Origin of the sequence: Colwellia sp. 6M3 (genome assembly GCF_014077595.1) — a bacterium.
In the GTDB taxonomy this organism is placed as follows: domain Bacteria; phylum Pseudomonadota; class Gammaproteobacteria; order Enterobacterales; family Alteromonadaceae; genus Cognaticolwellia.
Map to the genome: position 1 here is coordinate 1 of NZ_JACGWF010000017.1, position 26,992 is coordinate 26,992.

Sequence of the window (26,992 nt, forward strand, 5' to 3'; positions counted from 1 at the left end):
ATCTAATACATTAGGGCTCAACGATTAATTTTAATGTCAGCTTTTCTAAGTAAATATACAAAATAATTCAAGTAAGATTATTTGATTTGTTGGTCGCCTTTGTGGCATAAGTGACGGTTAAACCTAACCCCATCAAGCGACTTTATTTTGGGCTTGCTTTGAAGTCCCTATGTTAAATTTATTAAAGCATAAATATTAACTGATGATTTTTTAATACTATTTAAAATCAATAGTGTATTAGCTAATTCACTAATATTTAGTGAAATCAGAAGATAAAAAATTTACATATAGTAAAAACAATATAAACTGTATATTAATACAGTTGTGGTGCTTGGTGGTTGATATGTTAGGAAAAGTTGAAAAATGTGGGCAGAGTGACATAAAACTCGTTTCAACAGCCTTAATGCTTGCTGCAAAAGGGCATGCTGAACAACAACGTAAATCTGATAACTCGCCTTACATAAATCATCTTATTGAAGTTATGTCATTATTAGTGGAATTAGCCCATGAAACTGCCCCGAGTGTTTTATGTGCTGCAATTTTACATGACAGCTTGGAGGATACCAATATTACCCAAAGTACAATCTTGAGTGAGTTTGGTGTTGAAACATTGGAAATGGTTAAAGCCCTAACTGATGATAAATCACTGTCTTTAGAAATAAGACGTCAGCATATTTTAGATAAACTACCTACTGCTAGCGACAACATTCGGCGCATTAAGCTGGCTGATGTGTGCTCTAATGCATCAGCTATTCCTGTTACTTGGGACGAACAGCGACTTACAGATTACTTCTTATGGCTCGACCAGGTCGCAGCACTATGCAGAGAGTCTTCTGAAGTGCTTTATCAAGAATATTTAGTTAGAAGAACTAATTTCACATCCTAGAATATTTAACTAATTTGGTTCAGCTCTATACGTTACATGGTCCAACTGTTATGCCTAAACCTAGTTCACAACAAATTATAAAGTAGGGTCAGATACACATTAAATTTCAAGGATATTATTACTCAAAGTAAACAACCCTCAGACACATATAATACAAGGTTTTAGGGTATTCTTTTCAAAGAGTTAAATGGATAAATGTTGTTAATGTGTACCTGACCCTAATTAATCTAATATACCTTCGAAGTTTGTGGTGAGACTTAGCCAGCTTACGTCGCTAAAATTTATTATGGGTGGCATAGTTAATATTTTAAGGAAACTTGGTACAATGCTATTTTTTGATTTTAGGTAGCTAATGAATAAAGGTAATGAGCCGCTTCACGGCATAAAACTTGAACAAATCCTCACTGAACTTGAGAAAGAAGTTGGTTGGGATAAGATGGGTGAGTTACTTAATATTCGTTGTTTTACTAATAAACCGCGTCTTAAATCAAGTTTGAAATTTCTCCGTACAACCCCTTGGGCACGCAGTAGAGTTGAAATTTTATATCTGAAAACATTTTGCAGTAAGCATAAAGCCACTGGGAATGTGATCAGGGGCATACTCTCTCAAAAAACAGCCGTAGTAGAAAAGACCTCCAGCAAACCTGCACCTTTTGTTTGGCCAACATTGGAAGATAAATAAACGTGATAACTAGCATTGAAGTTAATGCTGTTCAATATCACTGTTTGGCTGTTTAAGTCTCGATGTCGTGTTGTTAGATTTAAATTAGCCAAACTTATCAAGCCATCCGTAATAACTTCTTGTTAACTAAAATAATGTCTTATCTTGTTTAATTGAGTAAATAGGTTTTACTTTTAATTGTCACTAAATCACTTATCATGACATTAGTCGAGTTCATAAGGAGTAACAATTATGCCACCACTAAAACAGATAAAATTACTTAAGATCAAGCTACTTAACATTAGGTTACGAAAAAAACTGTTGATGCCATTTTGGGCTTGTGTATTTATGCCTTTTTTCGTTAATAGCGCTGAAGTAACAAAGACAAAACTTGTTTCGCAGTTGTATTTTGCTGACTCAGGTATTCTTTGGGGCATGGCGTGGATACCCAATGGTGATTTGTTAATTACCTTGCGCAGTGGCGAGTTAAAAGTCGTAAAAAAGGGTAGTGGTAGTGCAGAGAGTGTTACGGGTTTGCCAAAGGTAGTTACTGGAGGTCAAGGCGGTTTACTTGATATTGCTTTACACCCCGACTATGCCAATAACGCTTGGCTGTATTTGTCTTACGTAAAAGCTGACGACAACGGCAATAAAAGTACCGCCATTATGCGGGCAAAGTTCGATGGTAAAAGCCTAAGCGAACAAGAAGATATTTATATTGCTCAAGCTTACGGTAAAAAAAATTCTCATTTTGGCAGCCGATTAGCGTTTGATAATGAAGGTTATTTGTATTTTTCTATTGGTGATAGAGGCCAAAGAGATATTAACCCTCAAGATATTACCCGTGATGCTGGTAAAGTATATCGGTTATATGATGATGGTCGTATACCTGATGATAACCCCTTTGTTAAAACTAACGGCGCTAAAACTGCAATTTATTCCTATGGTCATCGAAACCCGCAAGGTATGGCCAAGCACCCTGTAACAGGCGATATTTTTAGCCATGAGCACGGTCCGCGTGGTGGTGATGAAGTTAATCTTATTGCTAAAGGTAAAAATTATGGCTGGCCAGTGATTAGTTATGGTATTAATTATTCAGGTACTTCTTTTACCGACTTAACGAAAAAGCAGGGTATGGAGCAACCTCTATGGTACTGGGATCCATCAATAGCACCTTCAGGTATGACGTTTGTAACCAGTGACAAGTATCCTAATTGGCAAGGCAATATTCTGGTTGGTTCATTAAAGTTTGGTCAGGTCATTATGCTAACACTTGATGGTAACCAAATTGTTAAGGCGGAAATAGTTAAAGATGATCTAAGCCGTGTGCGTAATGTAAAACAAGGACCCGATGGCTATATCTATGTTGCGGTAGATGGTCAGGGAATTTATAGATTAATACTTGAATAGTTAAAGGCGCTTAAGCGCCTTTATTGATTTAACTGCAAGCGAAGCGAGCGTGAGCTAAGGGCAAACTCATTTTTTTAGTTCACTGCTTGTTTAGCTCAGTTAACCACAGTTAATAACTAGAAAAAAATCCATCTTACTGCTAAGGTTTTTAACACCCAAACGCTTAAGAGTGCGCCATATGTTTCCGCTTTATTTAAGAAAAAAATTCCATTCATCTTTCATATTAATAGCCTTAATAGTACTGACAAGTTGGTCTGCGACAGCAGTTTCAAAGGTGTTTCCTAATGCATTTCCTAAAGCATGGATAAATGGTGTTAATTGCGCGACAGAAGCTAAGGGGCAAGTGCATCAGTACGATGAAAATCTATTTATTATACGCCAGTCAGTGTGTACTAATTTTGAAGCCCCTTTTATCTATTTGTTGTTTGGTAAAAACAAAGTATTAATGCAAGATTCTGGCGCATCAGACTTTGGTCAACGCCAAATAGTCGATAATGTTATCAAACAGTGGTTAATTGATAACGAGCTCAACACCATTGAGCTTATTGTTAGTCATAGCCACGGACATGGTGACCATGTAGCGGGCGATAGCTTATTTATAGACAGACCTAATACGCAAATAATTGGCAAAGATCTTGACTCGGTTAAGCGTTTCTTTGGTTTTAATCATTGGCCAGATGGCATGTATCAATTAGATTTGGGCGGTCGGCGCATTGATATTTTACCATTACCAGGACACCAAGATGCTCACCTAGCGTTATATGATTATGAAACTCAGATTTTGTTTACCGGAGATTCTTTATATCCCGGACGCATTTACTTTAAACAGGAAAATTTTGAGGCTTTTAGTCAGAGCATGAAAAAGTTGTACAAATATGCTCAAACAAAAACAGTAAAGCACATTTTAGGTACTCATATTGAGATGACACAACAACCAGGTGTCGACTATCCATTTACAGCCAAAGCGCATAAAAATGAGCGTAAATTAGAATTAACAATACAGCACCTAGAACAGTTAGTTAACTGGTTACCAAACGCAAAGTTGCCAGTAAAAAAGCAAGTGTTTGATGATTTCATTCTTTATCCAATTAACTAAATGAATAAGCTTGTTAATAACTGGACTTAGATCCACATGTTTATACCGAGCTAGTTTTCGTAATTATTAACGTAATTTCAATAGCAGAATTTTTCTGGTTAAAACTACATAACTTGTTAAGTCAGTGTCGGCGACTGTTTACTTTTAGCTGCCAAATAACTAAATTTTGTGTTTTCTGGCTAAGTCGAGTTTTTATTTCTACTATTAAATTACTTTGAGGTGACATAAATAACGCTTTAATAATAATTATTAAAAATAGGACAGCGGATGTGTATTGGGATAAATGTTTGCCGCATACTTACTCTGGTGCTATTGAGTGCATGTAGCTCGGTAAATGAAAGCAAACATTCAACACAAGCAAAGCCTTCTGAGTCATCTGCTGTAAAAGCTGAAAACTTAAATAAGCCAACCATCCCCAACTTGTATGGTATTCCCTCAAATACGTCGCTTAAATTGGTTCATAACAGCGGCAACAATCAAGTAAAGTCGAAAGTAGAAAATCCCCAAGCTACTTTTTATGCTGATATTGACAATTGCGGTATAGATAACACCACCAAAAAACAAAAATCCTTCGCTTTAAAAGACTTAATGTTGGAAGAAATTCGCTTGTCTAATCATGACTTGTCGAGCATGGCTATGACCTTAAACCTTATGGGATATGTAGTGTTAGACGCTAGCGTCGAATCAGCAAGTCAGTTTAATTGTAATGAACTGCCGGTTATTGTTTTACCTTCTCAAGCGAATAATCTTAAAGTAGCTTTTGGTGAAAATAATAGCGAGGGATATAACATATCAGATGCGGGTGGCACTAAAATTAGCCCGCTTGGCACGTCAAATGTCGCAGAGCTTGATCGCTTACTGGTTTATTATCATCCATCGAAAGCCAATAAATTTGAAAAACTTAAATGGTTAGTTTATGAAAAGCTTGATGTGCCAGCACCACAGGTTTATATCGAAACTATGGTGTTAGAAATTAGAGAAGAAGACAGTCAAGAGTTTGGTATTCAATACGATAAAGTTAATGGTGATAAATCAATTTCTATTGGTAGTTTGATGCCAGGATTAGACACCTTTAATTATTTGAAAAATTCTATTATCGATCCACTTAATGGTGAAAATGTATATTCGCCTGGCCAGCAAGAACGGGTATATTTAAAAGCTATGATTGAAGAGGGTAAGGCTGAAGTGCTGTCGCGACCCAGTGTACTAGCAGTAAGTAACAGGCAAGCTTTTATTCAAATTGTTGATGTTATTCAGTCGCCAGAATTACGCAGTACGCTTAGTCAAACAGGAGGATTGCAAGTTAGTTCTTATGAATTTAGCCCGTTGTTGATAGGTATAACCTTAAATTTAAAACCTAGGGTTTCAGCTGACAGAAGATGGTTAACTTTAGAGCTTGATATTACCGTTGAGTCTGAAGATGACGAAAATAATGGTGAAGTTTATGCCCCTACTGAAGAAGGAGGGCGTGTGCTTTTGGCTGAAAAACAAGGGTCATCAAGCAAGAAAGTACGAACATTTGCACGTATCCCTGACAGAACACCGATCATTATTGGTGGTTTAGTCAGTAAAAGCATGGAAGAGCGCGAAGGAAAGGTTCCCTTACTTGGCGATATTCCGGTGATAGGTAAGTTATTTACCTCGGTGGATGATGAAATTCAGCGGCGTGAACTTATTATTGTTTTAACACCGTATATTTTGTCTGAAGATTCGCATAGCATTATGTCTAATGGACCTAATGAAAGCGTAACGAAAAAAAGTAAAGAGTCAGTTTTATTCAATTAATGGCTGGTGGCGTAAACTTAACTTTGTCCTTTCAATCTATAGCTTTGATTAAAGCTATAGATTGAAAAAATAAAGTGTATAAGTATTATTTACGACATTGTGTTGGCATTCTTTAAAAGTGTATATCGAAGGTTATAGTGTTTTTTCGTACGCTGTTATTTTTTGTCGAGAATCAATGGGGGTCAGGTTTATTGATTCTTAGCTGCGAGCAATCTAAGTTAGCATCAACTTAATTCATATATTTTATTAGCTGACCGTTATTATTTGATGGTTATTCCAATTAACTATTCATCTGCTTTTTCTTCATCAAGAATGACAACTCTTATTATGGTGATCATTTTTTTCGGCACTGTGGTGTAGCCTAATTGTTCACTATAACCCACTTCTACTTGTGCGATCGCTTCTAATACTTCATAGCCTTCAATAACTTCGCCAAATACAGCATAGCCCCACGAGCTGCCTGGGTCTAAATTGGTATTGTCATTAAGGTTAATAAAAAATTGGCTGGTTGCAGAATGCGCGTCGTTAAGCTGTTTCGCCATCGCGATTGTGCCTTCGCTGTTTGTTAAACCGTTGCCTGATTCATTAAAAATAGGCTTGTCGGACTCAATTTCAGTGTAGTTAGTCATAAAACCACCAGCCTGAATCAGATAGCCTTCTTCAACACGGTGGATTAACGTTTTATCATATTGTCCTCGGGTGATATAACCTAAGAAATTATTAGCCGCAATTTTCGATCGGTAACGGTCAAGCTCAATAATGATATTGCCCATATTGGTTTCTATACGCACTTTCGGGGATAAGTTACTCGGTTGAATATATTGTCCCTGCGTATTTGCAGCAAACACTTGTAATGAGATAAATAAGCTAAGTAAAACTAGTAAAGTTCTGATCACGTGATTACCTTTATATATTGTGAGATAGACGAAAAGTTGAGGTATTTTAGCCATTATTTATATCATTAAGCAAAGCTCAGCAATTTAACGGGTCAATGAGGTTAGCGTTATGGCTATTTTATTTTTACTTAATAAAAACAGAAAAACCGAAAAGCCTTATCATTAAGTTTTTCGGTTTTTGTAGTTATAACATGTTGAATGTTATTTTTAAAATCTACTATGTAAACTCGACTAATAGTAAAACTTTGCCTAATTAAACTGAAGTAGGTTTTCTTTTCACTCGTTCAGCTGAAGGTTTAGTTACCGTTTCTGATGAAGTAACCGGCGCTTTACTGTTAGCTCTTTTTTTCTTTTTTGCATTTTTAGTCGCTGAAACAACGGTATTAATGAACTCTGCTGATTTTTGAGCAGGGTTATAAGCGATTTTAATAGCTTTACCGTTTAGTTCGATAATATCGCCGTGGCGAATTTTTTTACGCTTTTGCACGGTAACTTCGTTATTTACTTTAATATTACCTTCACTGATCATGGTTTTAGCTTCGCCGCCACCGCCAACCATATTGGCAATTTTAAGTAATTTATAAAGTTCTATAGGTTCAACACAAATGTCGTAAGTTGAGTGTGCAGACATGAAATACGCCTAATAATTTTCAATTAATAATATGGTTATATTCTAGCATATATAACCGTTATTGAATAAAGCGAAATAACAAAACATCCACTTTCCTAAATACAATAATGAGTGAAGTATTAGAAATTGAGAACATCAGGATCGCTTTTGCTTTATTAAAAACACAATTTTAGTGGCATAGTTAATTAGTAATGCAATGTCACTTATATTTTTTCAATAAACCCAGTATTGTTTAAAGAAAAAACGCAGTAGTAAACTGCGCTTTATGTTTGTACAGATACAAGCCTGCGTATCTATAGCGGGGGGAGCTTGCTTAAGCCATTAGCCCGTTAATACTTGGCTGTGAACTTGCTCATTTAATACCACTACTTCTGCACGTTTGAAGAAGTTAAAGTCGGTAGCAGTCGCTAGAGTGTATGCACCCATCATTCGACTGATAATTAAATCACCATTGTTTAGCTTAGGTAACATAATTGATTCGCTTACTACGTCAATACTGTCGCATGTTGGGCCTGCTAGTACTGAGTCAAAACGCATCCCGTCTTGTTTTGCACTATCGATTGGGTATGCTGCTTCATCAAACATTAAGCCGCTGAACGAGCCGTAAATACCGTCATCTAAGTAGTACCATGTTTTACCTTCACGCACAGATTGACCCATTACAGATGCCACGCTAGTTACACAGCTTGCAACAATAAAGCGGCCAGGCTCTGCTAGTATTTGCATGGTTTCTGGCAATTGTGCAAGGGCAACATTAATTGGCGCGCAAAACACATCAATTGGCAATACATCCGCGCTGTAAGGCACCGGAAATCCACCACCAATGTCTAATGTGCTCAATGCAGGCAAACCAAGCTCACTAACTTGTGCAATAACTTTTGCACAAGCGTTAATCGCATCAACATACTTAGTTGGGCTAGCTGTTTGCGAACCAACATGGAACGATAAACCTTTAATACGAATGCCTAATTGTTGTGCGTAAGTAATAATTTCGATTGCCATTTCTGGGCTACAACCAAACTTTTTAGATAAATCAGCAAAGGCATCTTTATTGCGAAAGCTTAAACGTACTAAAATTTCTGCTTGGTCTTTATAAGCAATAAATTTTTCTAATTCGTTGATGTTATCAACCACAAATACTGTGCAGCCGTAGGCTAATGCATCACGAATGTCACTATCGCGCTTAATTGGGTGCGTGTGAATGGTGCGCTCGCTTGGTACGCCTTCACTTGCAACTAAATCAACTTCTCCGCTGGTGGCTAAATCAAAGCTCGCGCCTTCAGCTAGCAATGTGCGAACAACTGCCGCTAATGGCAAAGGTTTTAATGCAAAGTGCAGGGTAACATTAGGTAATGCGTTTTTAAGTGCATGGTATTGGCGACGAATAGCTTCGCAGTCAAGTACCATTAAAGGCGCGCCAAATTGTGCTGCTAGTTGTTCAACTTCTTGATTAGATGGTTGTGTATAAGCAAAGCATTCACTTTGGTTAGCCGCAACCGTTGCTGCAGGTACTTTGATTTTGAAGTCTTTTAATTGTGTTGATAAAGCCATGGTATTCTCCGAGTAAAAGAACGTATCTATTACGTCCTAAGCAACTGCTCGGATAATATTTATCTGCGAGTCAGTTAAGTGATATTAATAGTGCTTATGCACAGTCAAATTCACTCTTGGATAGTTGCTCATTTGCCTTGCTACAAACTAAATTTGTAATGTACTCGGATTGGCTATCATCAAGAAGCGGCGAGATAATAATGTGCGTTTTTAATTTGTGCAACATTTAATTTTAGAAAATGATAAAATTATTTTATTTATATTTAAATCAATATATTACGTGTGGCTTTAGAAGCTGTGTTTTTTTAATAAATGTGATTAATTGAAACTTTATTGCACAAATAAGCAAAAATTAGCTTTTGAACTACGGTAAATGTATGGCGTTATAAGCTGATCATTGTGAGGAGATAAAACTACTACAGTAAGTATTTTTATATCAAGTTTGCTAAGAAAATATTGTTTTTCAGTTTATGGGCTTATAGAACGTTGCATGCAAAAGTTGCTAGGTTTATGCTGTTAATTATAAGAAACCGGTGCCGATGAGAGATTAATGTTGGCAAAACTTTAGCGTTTAACACAGGTTAAGTATTGGTAATGTCGGTAAATAAACAAGATCAAAAACAGAGCATTCTCTCTCGTATTGGCAATGCGTTTGGCGATAAATTAGCTACGTTTTTAAATAAGCCTCGTGACTCATACACTACATTTAGTACGCTTTCGATTGAGCAGTTAAATGAGAGTCTTTTGCCGGGTGATTTGCTGTTGATAGAAGGCGATAGTCGCATAAGTACTGCTATTAAATATTTAACGCAGTCTACTTGGTCTCATGTTTGTATTTATATTGGCGATAAACCTAACATGTTACCCTTGTTAGAGGCTGATTTAGTTGATGGCGTTTGTACTGTTCCGTTAGAAAAATACGCTGGATTTAATATGCGTATTTGTCGTCCGTTTGGCCTGACAAAAAAGGATAATGAAGCGTTATTAGCATTTGTTACTTCTCGCATTGGCATGCAATACGACACAAAAAATATTATCGATTTGATGCGATATTTACTGCCAACGCCGCCAGTGCCTCTTCATTTTCGACGAAGATTACTTGAGTTTGGTAGTGGTGATCCAACTAAGGCGATTTGCTCTACTTTAATTGCACAGGCTTTTCAGTCTATTCGTTATCCTATTTTACCTTTAAAAATTCAAGAGGATAAATTGACAGAAACCGCAGAATTACCTGCACGCGGTTTTTCACGGTTGAAGCCTAAAATTTTTACCAATAGTCGTTTAGAAAAAAAGCATTACAGCCACTTTATTCCAAGAGATTTTGACTTGTCGCCATATTTTGAAATTGTAAAACCAACGCTTAAAAAAGGTTTTAATTATAAGGATATTCAGTGGGTGGACCAAAACCAAGATGATACTCGGCAGTCTCATGCAAAATAAGCGTTAAATGGGGTCAGGTGCATTTTATATATTGCCATGACGCTGACCCTTACAATTTAACTTCAACTTCAACTTATTCCTTTAAAGCAGTTACTTTCAAGTGATTACTTTATTTCGATTACTTTATTTCGATTACTTTTGAAACACCTCTATCGCGTGAGTCTGAGGCTGGAATAAGTTGTTCTCCGTCTTTGTAAATAACCTGTATATCACCAAATTCCCAGCTATGAGGTTCAACACGATAACCGCGTTTGGTTAAAGCCTTAATCGTAGTTTCAGGAAGCGGAAGTGAAGGGCTTTGGGTGATTAAATCTGGTGGTAGTAATTGATGATGAAAACGACTCGCGCTAGCAGCTTCAAGCGGTGTCATTTTAAAATCGAGTATATTAACCACTGCTTGGAACACTGAGGTGAAGATTGTTGAGCCACCCGGTGTACCAATCACCATTACGGCTTTGTTGTCTTGTAAAAGTATGGTTGGCGACATGGATGAAAGCATGCGCTTACCCGGTTGAATTTCATTAGCGGTATTGCCAACAACGCCAAAAATATTAGCGACACCCGGTTTAACACTAAAGTCGTCCATTTCGTTATTTAATAAAAATCCTGCACCTTCAACCACTACGCCAGAGCCATATGCCCAGTTAATGGTGTAGGTATTTGAAACAGCGTTGCCATCAGCATCAACAATCGAGTAGTGAGTGGTGTTAGGTGATTGTAGACCAGGGTTGACTGATTCTAAACGCGATATGGCATTTGGTTTAACTTCCATTGCACGTCGTTTAATGTATTCGTCGCTGATTAAGTGTGTCATGTCAATATCGACAAAAGCAGGATCACCCAGATATTCAGCGCGATCAGCAAATACGCGTTTTTCCATTTCAGCGACTAAATGAACATATTGCTCTGAGTTATGTGCAACGCCTTCAAATTCTTTACTTAAATAATCTTTCATTTTAAGTAATTGAATAACACCAAAACCGCCAGAACTGGGTGGTGGTGAAGATAAAATTTGGTAATCGCGCCAATTAGCTTTTAAAGGCTCTCGCCAAACTGCTTTGTATTGCGCAAGATCTTGTGCGCTGATAATACCGCCGCTTTTTTGCATTTGCTTAACAATTAATTTTGCAGTTTCACCATGATAAAACTCTTTGCTACCATTTTTTGCTATGCGCTTTAACGTTGCTGCAAGCTCAGGTTGTTTGAATTTTTTTCCGTGTTCAACGCTGCCAAAGTAGCTTTGAAAATTAGTTAGTCCGTTAAAGCGTTGGTAATGATTTTGTATGTCATTAACCAATATATTGGCTGGAATAAATCCTTGTTCTGCTAATTTTATAGCGGGCTCTACTAACTTACTCCACGGCAGTTTACCAAAGCGTTGATGCGCTTCCCAAAAGCCAGCAACTGTGCCTGGTACGCCTGGCGCTTTAGCACCAATTAAACTTAAATTTTGAACAACCGCTTTTTCATCATTGAGGTACATATCGCGATGTGCAGTGAGGGGAGCGGTTTCACGATAATCTAAAAATAAGGCTTTGCCATCGATATAAATAAGCATGAAGCCACCGCCGCCTATATTTCCGGCGTCTATATAAGTCACGGCTAATGCAAAGCCCGTTGCAATGGCAGCATCAACAGCATTACCACCGGCAAGAAGAATGTCTTCAGCTACTTTTGCAGCATATTTATCTGGTATGGCTACGGCGGCTTGAGAAACTTTTGAAGTAGCTTTATTTTCAGCATTAGCATAGGAAATAAAAGCTGAAAAAAACAAAATAGAAATGAAAGTATAAATACGAGCGCCATTTATCATGGGGTATTCCTTGGTTGTTATTCAATGGGTTGCCGGTTTATTTGCCTAAGCAACTCTACATTTTCTGACTATACCACGGATATAAATTACGCACCGTGATCAAATAATGAGTTTATGACTTATCGTCTAGATTGAGAAAATACAAAGAGCAACTTTATATAAACAACTCAACCTGTTTATCTAACGCTTCAGCTTTTCGTCTTGATATAAGTACCCCTTTGTCGAATGTTTATGGTTAAAGTTCTTGGTTACTGTATGGTGATTTTTAGCCATATTTGAAGTGTTTTACGCTTAAAATTTCTTATGCGAACTCCTTATATTTTGCTGTTTACAACTATAATTATACTGACAGTGATTTAATTATCATATAAAAATCAAATAAATATAAATATTAAACTGTAATTTTTATGATAATTATAGATAAGCTGTTTTACTTGTTTGGAAAGAAATTTTGAGATAAATAATGAACCGACAATTAATAAATATAAGCGATTTAAGTGTGTTAATACATACTTTAAACGTTACTGCTAAAAAAACAATCTCCTTATTATTACTTTTAACCCTTATCAGTTGTGGCGGGGGAGGAGGCACAGCGTCTGAGCCAGAAGTTGTTAACTTAGACAACGACGGGGATGGCGTTTTTGACCAAGTCGATAGTTGTCCTAATACCCCAACAAATAGCCAAGTAGATATTAATGGCTGCATAATTATCGTAAGTGTTGATAGTGATAATGACGGTGTTAATGATGAAATAGACAGCTGTCCTAACACGCCAGAAAACACAGAGGTTGATAGTTTAGGTTGTGAAGTTGTTTCACCAATAGCCGATATTACTATTCAAGCAGAAGATTACGTTGCTTACTTTGACACTTCACCTAGTAACGAAGGTGGCGCAAATTATCGTAACGACCAAGTAGATATAGAAGTTACAACTGATACTGGTGGTGGTTACAATATTGGTTATACACAAGCATCTGAATGGCTTGAATATTCAATAACGTTAAGCGCAGGGACATATGACATAAGTAGCCGGGTGGCTTCCGCTACAGGAGGAGGTAACTACTCCATTGCTATAAATGGTAATAATGTCGGCAGCGACAGTGTTGGTAATACTGGCGGATGGCAAACCTTTCAGACTCAACGTGTAAGCTCATTTTTATCAACCGGCGGTACTTTTACATTACGCTTAACTATAAATACGGGCTCATTCAATATTAATTGGTTACAAATAAGCTCGGTTATAGATGATGATTTGGACGGCGTTGGTAACGATTCTGACCTGTGTTTGAATACACCAGTCAACGCAATAATTAATGATGTAGGTTGTTCAGATACTGACAGTGACGGTGTGTTTGATAATCTTGATAACTGCCCAAATACCCCAATTGATACGAATGTCGATGCTTTTGGCTGTGAAGCTATAGAACAGTTAATTGAAGTGGCTTTTGATAATGACATATTGGTGGGCGGCAAAGACAGTACAAGTCCCGGCTTTACATTGTATACATTCGATAATGACATTGGCTCTGAAGGTAGCAATTGCAATAACAGTTGTGCAACCAACTGGCCCCCACTTTTAGTTACTGATGGTACAGCATCGGGTGTGCCAAATTTATCTACAATTATCCGTAATGATGGCACAACACAAGCCGCATATCAGAGCAAACCATTATATTTTTTTATTGGCGACAGTTCCGCAGGTATGACTGAAGGCAATGAATTAGCAGGTTGGCATAGTCAAGCCTACGGCTTATTTGGAGATACTGTACCGCTTTATACCTCAAGTACAGTGCAAGAGCATGCCCTAATTTATGAAACTAATGATGCGGTTATCACTATGTTTGCTGACCGAGGTCGAGACCGTCACGCTAAAGAAGATCAATTTCAACAATACGATCATTATCTTTCTCATTATTGGACTCACAGAACAGCACGTTACAAGTTTACCGATTTTGTTGAAAAAGGAGGTTCATCGATTTTAATTGAGTGGGTTACTGAGTGGCAACTCGAAGCATTAGAGTTTAGGGCGTGGTACTTCGGTATGAATACTGTTGCTCAATATCATGGTAATTATGAGCCTAATGTTATAACTGAAGGGCGTGGCACTTATGATGACGATCTTGTGCAAACCAGTACCACAGGTGATCAATATAAATATTCATTAACTATAAATGAATTTCGTGGACTTAATGGTAGTACTGAACCCCTCAACATTGGCCAGCATATGGAAATTGAAATCAGCCAATTTTTACTCGGGGTACCAGAAGGGCGCTCAAACTATTATGGCACTACCTATCTTTATCAAGTGGGTAAGGGCGGTATGGTTCCTTGGAAAACACTCGGTGATTTTGATGATAAATCTTCCCAGCGAGAAAACTCTCACCCTATAGCTAAAGAAGGTTGGTTAGGTGGTAACACAACACTTCCTTATCAATATACCAATGAGCCTAACGATCACTTTATGCAAATGGCAACTAATTTATCTAGCCTAAATGGCCAAGCATTTGTTTTGGGGCGCCGTATTCATCACACTTCTTTTGTTGATGGTATGCATGATGAAGACCCTGCAAATGGCATTTTTGCTGAGATGGTTGGTAAGTCAGGTACACATTTTGTTAATAATAGCTGTGCAAGTTGCCATGAGCGTAACGGCAGAGCCGCACCGGCTCCTATAGGCGAAGCATTAGATAAATGGGTATTTAAAATTGCCGATGCTGATGGTAATCCTGATGCCCAGCGCGGTAATATTTTGCAGCCTTCCAATACCGGAAATGTACAAAATGAAGGTACCGTTGCTATTGCTTCATGGACCGAAGTTGATGGTTTACGCTCACCAAATTATCAATTCTCTACCGGCACCCCAGAAAAGTTTTCAGCGCGTATAGCGCCACAACTTGTCGGCTTAGGACTATTAGAAGCTATTCCTGAAGAAACTATTTTAGCGATGGCAGACGAATATGACGAGGTAGCGCCTTTTGGTATTTCAGGCAAAGCACAAAGTACGATAGACCCACAAACACAGCAAATTCGTCTTGGACGTTTTGGTTGGAAAGCTGGAACCTCTAGTATCAAGCATCAAGTTGCATCAGCATTTAATACTGATATGGGGGTAATGACCACTGTATTGCCAATACCAGATTGCGGCTCTGCACAAAAATTAAGGAATGAATGTGGTGACGAGCAAATAGAATTAAGCGAGCAGCATATAGACGACCTCGTGAAATATATTGCGCTATTGGGGGTGCGGGCACAACGTAACCTTGACGATACCCAAGTGCAACAAGGAAAAGCTATATTCTCAAACATTGGCTGTGTTGATTGTCATACCCCGACTCTACAAACCAGCATATATCATCCCTTTAGTGAATTAAGAAACCAAACAATTCACCCTTATACTGACTTACTATTGCACGATATGGGCGAAGGCTTGGCTGATAACTTAGGTGAAGGCAACGCTACAGGTGCTGAATGGCGCACAACACCATTATGGGGTATAGGCTTGTCGGCTTGTGTTACTGGTGGCGTAGTAAACACAGTTGGTGGACAAGGTAATGAAGTTTGTACGCCGGAACATAGTTACTTACACGACGGACGTGCCAGAACCATAGATGAAGCTATTCTTTGGCATGGCGGCGAGTCACAAAGTGCTAAAGTTCAGTACGAAGCACTCTCTGATGCTGATGAAGCCGCACTGTTATCCTTTTTACAGTCGTTATAAGTTAATCGCTAATTCAGTGGGGTTTAGACAATGTATTGATCAATAAGGCAGAGTTAATTGTTATATCTATGACTTAGCTTGAGTTAGCGTTATTGATCTTTAAAGCTTACTTCTAATTTGATTAGCACACTCTGCCAAGACGATTGCACCAGCTGTTGAAACATTAAGCGAGTTACCCATGCCGAACATAGGGATATGAATGTGTTGATGGCTTAATGTTAATGCGGCTTCACTGACACCTTTTCGCTCGTTACCAAGCACTAACACGCTTTTTGCAGGGTAAACTACATCTGTATAGTCAACTGACGCCTGACATAGCTCGACGCTGTAAATTGAGTAACCGCGATCTAATAATATTTGTAAGCTTTCGGTTGTGCTATTACTGTATTCTACCGTTACCCATTTAGCTTCATTTCTTGATGCTTTTTTCATTTTTTTATCTGAAATGCTCAATGCACCTGTGCCACAAACAATCACTTTTTCAATAGCAAAAGCATCAGCCAAGCGAATAAAGGCACCAATGTTATAGCTGTTGGTTACATTATCTAATACCACAATTAGTGGAATTTTTGGTTTCGATAAGTATTCATCTCGGGTAAGTTTGTTTTCTCTAAGCTCTTCTTTGCTCAGTTGTATTTTTGAAGACATTATTTCTACTCTAATTGCTTTGCTGACTGAAATTAAAATGTGCAGCTTTAAGTTTATTTGCGTATACGTTTGTGGTTTAGCGCAGGGAGGAGGATTGTGCGGTTTTATCTGTTGAAGATCAAATGATAGTTCACCTTCAGTTTTTCAAACTTGCGCTAAGTATAAAAGCTTTAGTTTGAATGTAATTAGCTAACAATGCTTGCTTAAGCACTTGAAATAAAAAAGCAGATAATAAGATCAGACTCCATTATTATAGTGCTTATATATACATTTAAGAGTCAACACCATGAACAAATACTCACCAGTTTTTTTCACCAGTATTATTTTATCAAGTTTAATCGCGTTAACCGGTTGTTCATCAAATGCGCCCATTTTAGGTGTTGATAATGGCCAATTAACGCCGTGCCCAGATAAGCCTAATTGTGTTAATAGTTTTGCAGAAGATGAAGCGCACCATATTAAACCGATTGTTTCTAATGAATCTAAAGAAGTCGTTAAAAATAACATTTTGAATGTTATTAACTCGTTGAAAAACTCGAAAGTCACTGCGACCGAAAGTCGTTATGTTAGAGCTGAGTTTTCCTCAGACCTTTTTGGTTTTGTTGATGATGTTGAGTTTTACTTCCCTGAATCTTCAATTAACCAAACAACTATACATGTTCGTTCAGCGTCTAGGCTTGGGTATTCAGACTTTAATGTTAATAGAGAACGTATTGAGTCACTTCGACTTAAGCTTGATGCACTTGAAAAGTAAATTACTTTACTAAATTGAGTTCGCTATATTAACTTGGTTACGCTTAATAGCGTCATGAAATAATGTGGCGTTTATTTTATTGATTCGATTTGATTTGGCGTGGCGGTTTTGAGAACAAGTTATTATTGTTAATAACCTAAAGTACCATTTTTTTCGATAAGAATCGGCTGAAATTTTTCAAGCTTATTGTCTTTAGTCTTATAAATGGTCTTATAAACATTCTGATATTGTTTCAACGAACTTTTAAATTATGCTGTTTTCTATTGCTGGGGCTTTATGAGTAAACTCAAGCCAAACACTTTTATCTATGGCATTTTTAGTGAGTATTTTATCGCATTCAGCGTCAGACATTATGCCTTTATCTACCATTAAATATAATTCAGTTAGTTGATTTGCTTTATATAACAATGTAGCTAAATCTGAACTAGGTTTAGTTTGCTGTTCTTTTAAAGCTTCGCAGTAAATTTTGGGTAATTTCCACTCAATGGCTATTAGGTAGCTAATGCTAACCGACATTTCAGTCATCAATTTTTTAAATACAGTTGTGCCTGGCAGACTTGATAATTCTTCAGCTAGCGCATGTGATAAGCAATCATACACAATGACTTTTCCTAGGTCGTGAATTAAGCCCAAGAAGTAAGCGTCGAAAATATTTTCATCCTGCTCTACAGCTAAAAGCTCACAAAGCGTTGCACAATGTACACAATGAAGCCAAATTTGTTTACCAAACATAGTGTAATAAATAGGCTTACTTGGAATAACTTTAGCCATTAAGAGCGTAGTGGCAATACGTAACAAACCCGACAACCCTAAAAAAGTAATAGCACGATTTAACGAGACTATTTCTTTATCACCGCGATGATAAAGAGCGGAGTTGGCTGCTTTTAAAACAGCTAAAGCAAATACTGGGTCTTGCTCAATTATTTTAACAAAGCTGCGTACACTGGTGTCGGGGTCGTCAATTGCATTTAGCAGGCGAACTAACATCGCGGGTAGTACTGGAATTTGTTGGCTAAGGCTTGAAGGGGTATTTAAAATAAGTTTAACTTTGTGTAGTACTTTAGTTTCTAGCTTACTCATGGGGATATTAGTATTAATATCTCCGAACATAATGTCATAAAACTTTGTTGAAATATTATCGAGCATTTGAATATTTCCTTATATTCTCTAAGTTGGCATTATTGAGTTTGAAAGTAACTAACCACTATAACGTTAAAGTCACTATATCAGTTGGTACAAAATTGTCGATAACTTAGCCATGTTTTTACTTATTATTACAAATTATTCTGTACGGCTGTTGATAAAATATCGTCGCCATTTTCTACCATGAATTTATGAAAAGCGTTTGCGAGTAAGGTGGGTTGTCGAGAGGCATTTTGCACTAATCGCCATTTGCTGCGAATAGGAAAGTGATCAACATTAATAATTTTTACCCTTGGCATAATACCAAAATCTAAACTGTGTTTACTAAGCACAGATATGCCTAAACCCGCTGCAACTGCTTGTTTTATTGCTTCACTACTGGCAATGGTCATTTTTTCATTTAAGGTTAGGCCGTGTTGTTTAAATAACTCTACGGTATATTCGCGAGTACCAGATCCTGCCTCACGCAAAATAAATGGGTAATGGCTTAAGCGCGCTAAACTCACTCTGGGAAATTGTGCTAACTCATGGTTTTCAGGCACAACTACCACCACTTCATTATCTAAAAAAGGTGTTTCAAGCACTTTTACATTTTGTGGAATATTACTGAAAATATAGAAGTCATCACGATTATCAATGAGTCGACTTTGTATTTTTTCTCGGTTACCTATCTCTAACTTAATTTCGACCTTTGGATGTTGCTTGGCAAAGGCGGCTAGCAACAAAGGTAAAAAATATTGTGCGGTGGTAACAACTGAAATTAATAAAGTGCCTGTGATCACGCCTTGTAAGTTATCTATGTCAGTTTTGAGGTTATCTAGGCATTGAAATATAGTATTTGCACTGCGCAACACTGCCTTGCCAGCATCGGTTAGGGTAAGTTTTCGACCCTGCATTTGGTAAACGGGTAAGCCGATTAAATCGCTTAAATTTTTTAACTGAATAGACACTGATGGCTGTGATATATGCAAATTTTCGGCAACAACTGACAAACTTTGATAACGTGCCAACGCTTGAATAAGTTGTAATTGTCTCATCGTTGGTTGTCGGTTTGACTGCAAATTTAATGGCATATAGATTTTTGTCTATGTTAAAGATTAATTTTATATATTAGACTCTATTTGGAATTAATTCTACGCTAATGTTACTTAGCTTAATAAGAGAACAAAGCATGTTAGAAACCATATCACAAAATATTCGTTCACTTGGTTCGGTACTGGGTAAAACCATTGCCAATGATAAAGGCCAGCGTTGGCTAGAAAATGTTGAGCGTGTGCGTTTACTTGCCAAAGATGGTGTTGCACAAGACGCGCTTGCTATTGACGAGCTACAAACCTTATTTGAATCTTGCGATGAGCAAGATTTATTAATTTATGGTCGCGCGTTTAGCCAGTTTCTAAATCTTGCAAATATTGCAGAACAGCAACACACCACTAGCGAACAAGGCTTAGCAGAGCTTGATTTACCGCACCCATTAGCCACTTTAAAAGAGCAAGTGAGTGGTTGTACGCCAGAAGCCTTTTTATCAGCCATTAATAAACTTCATATTGAATTAGTGTTAACTGCGCATCCAACAGAAGTTAATCGTCGTACGTTTATTCATAAATACCATGAAGTTGCTGAAGAACTAGCGCAATCAGGTGCTGATTTAAATGGCCGAATTGAAGAATTAATTGAACAGGCATGGCATACCAGTGAAATACGTTCGCAACGCCCAACTCCATTAGACGAGTCGCGCTGGGGCCTAGATGCTATTCGCGATAGCTTATGGTTTGCTGTACCGACTTTTGTTCGAGAGCTTGATGAATTATGTCAGGCTGTTACAGGCCAAGCATTACCTTTAGATGCAACACCGATAACTATGGCAAGTTGGATGGCGGGTGACCGCGATGGTAATCCGTTTGTTACTGCCAAGTTAAGTAAACAAGCCATTATAAATGCAAGATTGCTGGCGGCTGAGCTGTATTTAATCGACTTTCAAAATCTCTACCTTGAGCTTTCGATGAATAAAGCCAGTGATGAATTAATCGTTGCTGATACCGATAATATTGGTCCTTATCGTCATATTTTAAAGCAAACTATTGCACAACTAGAGCGCAGTGTTTCGCTGTTGAAAGAAAATAAAACCAGTGGCGTTATCGCTAGCCCAGAAGCATTGCTTAAGCCTTTAGTTATTTGCCGTGAGAACCTATTAACTGCAGGGCTCGACCGAGCTGCTAATTCAATGTTGCTAGACGTTATTCGTAAAATACATTGTTTTGGTATTTCATTGGTTAAGCTTGATGTTCGCCAACACAGTGAATTTCATGATCAAGCCATTTCAGAAATAACCCAAAGTTTAGGCTTAGGCGATTATTTATCGTGGAATGAGCAAAAACGCTGTGAATTTCTTCAACAAGAACTTAACAACCCAAGACCACTCTTGCCGAAAGTAACATGGAGCGAGCAAACGCAAGAAGTGCTCGATACGTTTAAGTTCATAGCAGAACAACCTAAAGAAGTATTAGGTATCTATATTATTTCGATGGCCAGTGAACAAAGCGATGTACTCACGGTTAATTTATTAATGAAGGCGACAGGTCTTACTTGGGATATGCCGATTGCACCACTGTTTGAAACCCTAGACGATTTAAATAGTGCCGCAGGTGTTATTGATAAGTTATTAACGGATAAAGATTACACAAAACGCACGCATGGCGCGCAACACGTAATGATAGGTTATAGTGATTCCGCGAAAGATGCTGGCGTGCTAGCTGCAGCATGGGCGCAATATCAGGCTCAAGAAGCATTAGTTGCAGCAGCTAAAAGTCATAATATTGTGCTGAAATTATTTCATGGTCGAGGCGGCACTATCGGTCGTGGCGGCGGGCCAGCTCATGCAGCTATTGCATCGCAACCTCCAGGAACTTTAGAAGGTGGTCTAAGAGTTACAGAGCAGGGCGAAACCATTCGCTTTAAATTTGGTTTACCTAATTTAGCCGTAAGGAGCTTACATTTATATGCCAGTGCAATATTAGCTAGCTTAGTTAAACCACAACCTGCGCCGAAAGACACATGGCGAAAAGCAATGGAAGACATGGCACAAAGCAGTTGTGATATTTATCGTGACTATGTCTGTGAGCAAGACGATTTTGTTACTTATTTTCGACAAGCCACCCCTGAGCAAGAGCTGTCATCTTTACCGTTAGGCTCTCGTCCTAGTAAACGTAAGTCTGACGGCGGTATTGAATCGTTACGTGCTATTCCGTGGATATTTGCATGGAGCCAAAATCGATTAGTAGTACCCAGTTGGTTAGGTTTTGGTCAGGCGATTTCAGATGCAGGTTTAACGCACAAAGACGCGATTAAAGATATGCTAGATAACTGGCCATACTTTAGAGCCCGTATCTCGCTGACTGAAATGGTGTATTTAAAGTCTGATATTAATATCTCTAAATTATACGATCAAAGCTTAGTTGAAAAGAGCTTACTGCCCATGGGCGAAGCATTAAGAACACAGTTAACCGCGGATAGAAAAACAGTGCTTGAGTTACTTGGACAAACAGAGTCTTTGGAGAGTGATCCTTGGAACCTGACTTCATTTAATTTACGCCGTCCGTACCTGCTACCTTTGCACTTATTGCAGATAGAAGCATTAAAACGTTTACGAAAACAACCTGAACATCCGGTTTGTGAACAGCTATTAATGGTTAGCATGACAGGTATCGCAACGGGAATGCGAAATACCGGTTAGTTTTTAAATGAAAAGCATTACTTAGACTATGAAGCAGCCATTTTCGGCTGCTTTTTCTTTTTTATAACAGTAATAAATGGCGAGTGAATTTTGATGTTTATTTAAGCGCCGTTACGCTTTGCTTGCGGTTTTCTCAGGTGGGGGCATATTGTGTATTTTTATAACTTGTCTAGACTTAATTATACATTAACAAGGATGGTGGAATTACCCTATGCGCGACGGCTATCAAAAAGATTTTTTACCTTCATTCAATATTGAGTTGCCTAAGCCAAGCTTATCCCTTTCAGGTGATGTGTTACAACCACCGGGCTTACTGGATGGCAATGTAGTCATTCCTTATATTCATTACTCGCTCATTATGAGTAAGTCTACCAAGCAGGCGCTATTTTCCGCTGCCAATGTTGATAACGCCATTGCGCAGACGGTATCGGGTTATAAAGGTCGTAAATGGTTTATTGATGCGCGTGTCGGGAGAAATAATCAAATAACTAATAGTGCTTATATCGGAACACCGTGGGATAGAGGACATTTAACTAGACGTACCGCAGTTACTTGGGGGGATTACAATACAGCATTATCTGCTAGCAATGATAGCTGTGCTTATACTAATGCTTCTATGCAACATAAGCGTTTTAATGAAGATGAATGGCGTGTACCAGAAACAGCGGTTTCTAAATTCAGTTTATCAAAAGACAATAAATTAATTGTGATGACAGGGCCCATTTTTACTACCTGCGATCGCTTTTTAACTAAAGGTGTTGGCTTTGAATCCGTTCGTATACCTTCAGGATTTTGGAAAACCCTTACTTATGTTGACCATAACGATAAGCTCGTTACCTCAGCATATATATTCTTCCAAGATACCGACACGTTAAGAACTACTAAAGCTAAGCAGCGCATTAAGTTAAAAAACTTCCGTGTAACGACAACAGAATTACAATTATGGACAGGGTTAGAGTTCGAAAAAAAAATGTTTGATAGTAACCCGCTTTGTTTTTATACCGGCCCAGAAGCCATTAAAGTTAACAGGTTAAAAGATTTATCTAATTCAACAGAAGCCTTATTAGCTGCAGGGGTTATAGAAACTGACGCTTATAACGAAGCAAAATACACCCTTGAACTGAAAGTGCTTTATGAATTGATTGAAGAGTTGAGTTGGTATTAAATAAATAATGTTATTTGCTTTAAGTTAATCGCACACTTTACGATTGACGGACTGAAATCCGACCTACAAAAAGCAATAATTCAACGCTATGCTATTCCCCGTAAGCCTTATTTAGGTTGGACTTTAGTCCATCAAACCAAATATTTATTTAACTATAGTTAACTCTGGCTATTGATATCAGTTTTTTCTTCTTCATTTTCACTCATAACTAATTTAATTTTTGAAAACAGAGCTTTATTGGGATATCCATCAGCAATAAGTTGATGTGTTAGTTGGAATGAGCGAATAGCGTCGCGACTTTTCGGCCCCCAAATCCCATCAGGTTTACCGGTTTCAAAACCTAAAATATTGAGTTGGCTTTGCAACGTTTTCATTTCTTCAAAGCTATATCTGTTATCTAACGCTTGTTGGCTTTGCAAAAACTTAAGCCCGTCAACACCAATTAACTTATTTGCTAATAAACCGACTGAAAGCGCGTAACTTTTCGACAAGTTCCACGTCATAATAACGTTGAAATTAGGGTAGAGTAAAAAAGCGGGCCCTTGATGACCAGAAGGAAGATAAAGTTCTGCCTGAATATCGTAGCTCGATAGTGCTTGGTTGTTGGTTTTGGTAACACCTAATTGTTGAAAGTAACTCAGCGGGTAGTATTGATCAAAGCTGACTTTCTCAAAGGCAAAGCCTTCAGGTAATTTAACTTCTCTGCCCCAACGTTCTTGTGCCTGCCAACCTATCTTGTTTAAGTAATTAGCCGCGGTAGTTAGTGCGTCAGCCTCACTTTGCCAAATATCAACGTTGCCGTCATTGTCGCCATCAACAGCATATTTTAAAAAAGCGGTTGGCATAAACTGCATATGTCCCATAGCACCTGCCCAAGAACCTTGTAGTTGCTCAACTTTGACTTTTTCTGTTTCAATTAAAGTGAACAGGTTTAATAACTCTAAGGTGAAAAACTCACTACGGCGTTGATCACACGCCAGTGTTGCTAGCGAGTTAAGCACTGACATTTTACCTTTATGTTTACCAAAAACGGTTTCTAAACCCCAAAATGACACTAAATATTGGCGGGGGATTCCGTACTTACTTTCCAATCTATCAAATAGTACTTTGTTTTGTTGTAGTTTCTCTTTGCCAACTCGGACATGATAATTACTCACTCTGGCTTTGATGTATTGCTCAAAGGTTTGGGTAAATTCAGGTTGTTTTTTATCTAAAGTAATAACGCGTTCAATAGGCGTAATATTATCAATAACGGTTTGAGTTATATAAGTGGAAAATCCTGTGTTTTTTGCACGTTCTGCTAAGTTAATTTTGCATTGTTCAAAGTTTTCGTCAGCAATAGTTGCGTTTGCCAGCATTGGTAAAAGTGCACAGGTCGTTATAAGTTTTCGGTAATTGAAAAAAATCATAATTTGTTTAACCAGATAATTCGATGAGGTCATGAAAAAAGTATTCCTTAACTAATATTGAAACTGAATTTGAGAAATAATATATAAGTACAATACCATGGCTAAATATTACATTGATGACAATCTTTAATTATATATTTGATAAAAAATGTGTCTCAACATTATTCAACAATAAGTAGCGGTTAATCGTTAGATAATAACAACAAAAGCAAGTTACTGACTAGGCATTCGGTTTTTCAAACGGCTATAATAGCTGTCATAAAATACCCTAGGGCAAGCGTAGTGAATGTTAAAAAGTAGTGGTCAATGGCAGCGCAATTATGAAGAACAAGGTTTCTTTGTGGTGAGGAATTATTTCAGTGTTGCAGAAATAGCAGAACTTAGAGCTGTGGTGTTAAAGTTTCATCAATTATGGCAGCAAGACAATGCAACGTTTTATCAAGAAGAAGCGTTTAATTCTTCACTTATTACTGGCAGTGAATATTTAGCAAGCGACGATAGAATAGCCTTGTTTAATTTTATTAGCTCGAAAAAAGTGATGCATATTGTTGAGTCAGTGATCGCTAACAAACCTGCATTTATGAATACCCAACTATTTTTTAACCCTGTTAATCCTGCCCAAAAAGACTTCTGGCACCGTGACTGCCAGTATGATCATGATCTTGCAGGCCAGAAACTTGCCATTCAACAAACACAAGTACTGCACTTACGAGTTCCACTTTTTGATGAGCTAGGTATGGAACTTGTGCCAGAAACGCATAAGCGTTGGGATAACGAAGAAGAGTTCAATGTTCGACAAGAAGAAAAGGGCAAGCTGAGTAGTGATGACTTATCAACCGGTAAAAAAATAAGCTTAGCTGCTGGCGATTTACTGGTATTTTCAGCTGATATGATCCATCGTGGTTTATATGGCTTAGACCGATTAGCGTTAGATATTTTAGTGTTTGATTCTGCCGGAGATTTTGCTGATTATGTGGATGATGATTGTTTACCAGATAATTCGATGCTAGATAAAATTGCTGATCCTAGGCTATTTATGAATACCCTAAATTTAAAATCGGCTACTTAGTATATTGCTCACAAAGCAAGTTAAGCAAAGCTCAGTTAAGTAAAGTAAGCGAAGTTATAATCTCTGAACTGCACAATTTATCATTGGCTGATTTATAAAAAAGGCATAAGTCACTTTATGACATCATGCCTATTTTTATCGTTTTATAGTTATATCATTAACTCAACACTAGGGGGTTTCTAGCGCGATAGCTGCCATTTTCATGGTACTTTCAAATGATTCTGCACCGGCGATAAATAAGCCATTGTGACAGAACATCGCATCGTCGATACCGGTAACTTCTTGCAGCGCTTCGTTCGACAAGCCAGCCCATGGAGCAGGTAATGATTTTCTATCTTCGAATGATCCTGGTTCAACAGGCACGGTTTGAATACGCCATGGGCCAGATCCTGATGGGTAAACCATATATAAAGCTTGTTCAGACAGTTTATGTACTGTTGTTTTCCAAGGTGTGTATTTTTCTAACACAATTACACGTGGATCTTCAGCTTTATCAATTGCTTCAGCAACGATTGATTTAGCACTGATGCCACCGTCAGCAGAGGCGATAAAACGCGCTAATACTCGCGAGGCAAACTCAACGGCTTCATCAAAACAAGTATCAAAGTGACTCTCTTCTTGCCAAGTTGGGTTAAACATTGAGATGGTCTGGCTAAGGCTAATACCTTGAGCAACACCTTCAACATGTCCGCAGTCTATGGCGTCAATAGTTGACACTAAACCTGCATCAACTGAATGAGCAACTTCTTGATTACCTTTACATATTTGTAAACCATACTTTTGCCAAATTAAACCAAATGATGAGTAAGGAATACCATTTTCACGGGCACCTGCACCGCCACGTTGATGATGATCGAAACGACCAGCATCAGCGTCATATTCACCACCTACATCAATAACAATATCTGCTTGAGCTATTACACTTAAGTCACGGGTACGAACTAGGTTAAAAGCAGGGAATATTTGCTTAAGTGCGGCAATACCGAAAACATCGTCGGCATGAAAGTTACCGTTGTGAGTTACTATCGTTATATTATTCAATTGAGTCATTTATATAAGGTCATTTTTGAAAGGAATGAGTAGGTGATGTGAGTTAATTTAGGGTTTAAAAGCCAGCTTAATAAACGCTTTTTACCGTAAAAACTACAGTGGGATTCTATACGAATAGCGCGTATAAAAACAGC

The 26,992-nt window shown here is 37.9% G+C and carries 20 protein-coding genes; 11 read left to right on the forward strand and 9 right to left on the reverse strand.

The window, feature by feature from the left end:
- Positions 1 to 343 precede the first annotated feature (343 nt).
- The 5 genes from H4J50_RS05660 to H4J50_RS05680 all read left to right on the forward strand — a co-directional run bounded on the left by H4J50_RS05660 (position 344) and on the right by H4J50_RS05680 (position 5,838).
- Positions 344 to 886, forward strand: a complete 543-nt coding sequence (locus H4J50_RS05660; protein ID WP_182254984.1) for an HD domain-containing protein — start codon at positions 344 to 346, stop codon at positions 884 to 886.
- A 352-nt stretch (positions 887 to 1,238) separates the two neighbouring features.
- Positions 1,239 to 1,568, forward strand: coding sequence for a VF530 family DNA-binding protein (locus tag H4J50_RS05665; RefSeq protein WP_182254986.1), 330 nt, complete (start codon positions 1,239 to 1,241; stop codon positions 1,566 to 1,568).
- A 231-nt stretch (positions 1,569 to 1,799) separates the two neighbouring features.
- Complete coding sequence (locus tag H4J50_RS05670; RefSeq protein WP_220466105.1) at positions 1,800 to 2,957, forward strand: PQQ-dependent sugar dehydrogenase; 1,158 nt, start codon at positions 1,800 to 1,802, stop codon at positions 2,955 to 2,957.
- 178 nt (positions 2,958 to 3,135) lie between these two features.
- Entirely contained in the window at positions 3,136 to 4,053 is a 918-nt protein-coding gene (locus tag H4J50_RS05675) for an MBL fold metallo-hydrolase (RefSeq protein WP_182254988.1), read from the forward strand.
- A 267-nt stretch (positions 4,054 to 4,320) separates the two neighbouring features.
- On the forward strand, positions 4,321 to 5,838 hold the full coding sequence (locus H4J50_RS05680; protein ID WP_182254990.1) for a type II secretion system protein GspD: 1,518 nt from the start codon (positions 4,321 to 4,323) through the stop codon (positions 5,836 to 5,838).
- 284 nt (positions 5,839 to 6,122) lie between these two features.
- On the opposite strand, the gene H4J50_RS05685 is transcribed toward H4J50_RS05680, so the two are convergent.
- The 3 genes from H4J50_RS05685 to H4J50_RS05695 form a co-directional block, all read right to left on the reverse strand.
- Positions 6,123 to 6,734, reverse strand: a complete 612-nt coding sequence (locus H4J50_RS05685) for a peptidylprolyl isomerase (RefSeq protein ID WP_310733255.1) — start codon at positions 6,732 to 6,734, stop codon at positions 6,123 to 6,125.
- Positions 6,735 to 6,987: 253 nt separating this feature from the next.
- Positions 6,988 to 7,365 (reverse strand): RNA-binding S4 domain-containing protein, encoded by a 378-nt coding sequence (locus H4J50_RS05690; RefSeq protein WP_108455424.1) that lies wholly within the window; start codon positions 7,363 to 7,365, stop codon positions 6,988 to 6,990.
- A gap of 321 nt (positions 7,366 to 7,686) precedes the next feature.
- Complete coding sequence (locus tag H4J50_RS05695) at positions 7,687 to 8,916, reverse strand: type III PLP-dependent enzyme (protein ID WP_182254994.1); 1,230 nt, start codon at positions 8,914 to 8,916, stop codon at positions 7,687 to 7,689.
- Between the two features lie 594 nt (positions 8,917 to 9,510).
- Between H4J50_RS05695 and H4J50_RS05700 the strand changes: the two genes are divergently transcribed.
- Positions 9,511 to 10,356: a YiiX/YebB-like N1pC/P60 family cysteine hydrolase gene (locus H4J50_RS05700; RefSeq protein WP_182254996.1), complete on the forward strand. Its 846-nt coding sequence runs from the start codon at positions 9,511 to 9,513 to the stop codon at positions 10,354 to 10,356.
- Positions 10,357 to 10,474: 118 nt separating this feature from the next.
- Here H4J50_RS05700 and ggt read toward each other — a convergent pair whose 3' ends face one another.
- The gene (gene ggt / locus H4J50_RS05705) at positions 10,475 to 12,169 is read right to left on the reverse strand and encodes a gamma-glutamyltransferase (protein ID WP_182254998.1); all 1,695 of its coding nucleotides are present in this window, start codon (positions 12,167 to 12,169) and stop codon (positions 10,475 to 10,477) included.
- Between the two features lie 463 nt (positions 12,170 to 12,632).
- On the opposite strand from ggt, the gene H4J50_RS05710 reads away from it, so the two are divergent.
- Positions 12,633 to 15,887 carry a di-heme oxidoredictase family protein gene (locus H4J50_RS05710; protein ID WP_182255000.1) on the forward strand — a complete coding sequence of 1,085 codons (3,255 nt, stop codon included), beginning with the start codon at positions 12,633 to 12,635 and terminating at the stop codon, positions 15,885 to 15,887.
- A gap of 99 nt (positions 15,888 to 15,986) precedes the next feature.
- Here the strand turns inward: H4J50_RS05710 and H4J50_RS05715 are convergent, their stop codons facing one another.
- On the reverse strand, positions 15,987 to 16,535 hold the full coding sequence (locus tag H4J50_RS05715; protein ID WP_182255002.1) for a TrmH family RNA methyltransferase: 549 nt from the start codon (positions 16,533 to 16,535) through the stop codon (positions 15,987 to 15,989).
- Positions 16,536 to 16,821: 286 nt separating this feature from the next.
- Between H4J50_RS05715 and H4J50_RS05720 the strand changes: the two genes are divergently transcribed.
- Positions 16,822 to 17,289 (forward strand): DUF1499 domain-containing protein, encoded by a 468-nt coding sequence (locus tag H4J50_RS05720; protein ID WP_182255004.1) that lies wholly within the window; start codon positions 16,822 to 16,824, stop codon positions 17,287 to 17,289.
- 243 nt (positions 17,290 to 17,532) lie between these two features.
- Here H4J50_RS05720 and H4J50_RS05725 read toward each other — a convergent pair whose 3' ends face one another.
- Positions 17,533 to 18,435 (reverse strand): HDOD domain-containing protein, encoded by a 903-nt coding sequence (locus H4J50_RS05725; RefSeq protein WP_182255006.1) that lies wholly within the window; start codon positions 18,433 to 18,435, stop codon positions 17,533 to 17,535.
- A 128-nt stretch (positions 18,436 to 18,563) separates the two neighbouring features.
- Positions 18,564 to 19,505, reverse strand: coding sequence for a LysR family transcriptional regulator (locus H4J50_RS05730; protein ID WP_182255008.1), 942 nt, complete (start codon positions 19,503 to 19,505; stop codon positions 18,564 to 18,566).
- Positions 19,506 to 19,603: 98 nt separating this feature from the next.
- Between H4J50_RS05730 and ppc the strand changes: the two genes are divergently transcribed.
- Positions 19,604 to 22,165, forward strand: coding sequence for a phosphoenolpyruvate carboxylase (gene ppc / locus H4J50_RS05735; protein ID WP_182255009.1), 2,562 nt, complete (start codon positions 19,604 to 19,606; stop codon positions 22,163 to 22,165).
- A 211-nt stretch (positions 22,166 to 22,376) separates the two neighbouring features.
- Positions 22,377 to 23,330: a DNA/RNA non-specific endonuclease gene (locus tag H4J50_RS05740; RefSeq protein WP_182255011.1), complete on the forward strand. Its 954-nt coding sequence runs from the start codon at positions 22,377 to 22,379 to the stop codon at positions 23,328 to 23,330.
- A 158-nt stretch (positions 23,331 to 23,488) separates the two neighbouring features.
- Here the strand turns inward: H4J50_RS05740 and H4J50_RS05745 are convergent, their stop codons facing one another.
- Positions 23,489 to 24,688, reverse strand: a complete 1,200-nt coding sequence (locus H4J50_RS05745) for a lytic murein transglycosylase (RefSeq protein WP_259366170.1) — start codon at positions 24,686 to 24,688, stop codon at positions 23,489 to 23,491.
- A 337-nt stretch (positions 24,689 to 25,025) separates the two neighbouring features.
- Here H4J50_RS05745 and H4J50_RS05750 point away from each other — a divergent pair, with 337 nt between their 5' ends.
- The gene (locus H4J50_RS05750; RefSeq protein ID WP_182255015.1) at positions 25,026 to 25,808 is read left to right on the forward strand and encodes a phytanoyl-CoA dioxygenase family protein; all 783 of its coding nucleotides are present in this window, start codon (positions 25,026 to 25,028) and stop codon (positions 25,806 to 25,808) included.
- 168 nt (positions 25,809 to 25,976) lie between these two features.
- Here H4J50_RS05750 and H4J50_RS05755 read toward each other — a convergent pair whose 3' ends face one another.
- On the reverse strand, positions 25,977 to 26,849 hold the full coding sequence (locus H4J50_RS05755; protein ID WP_182255051.1) for an MYG1 family protein: 873 nt from the start codon (positions 26,847 to 26,849) through the stop codon (positions 25,977 to 25,979).
- Between the last annotated feature and the right edge of the window lie 143 nt (positions 26,850 to 26,992).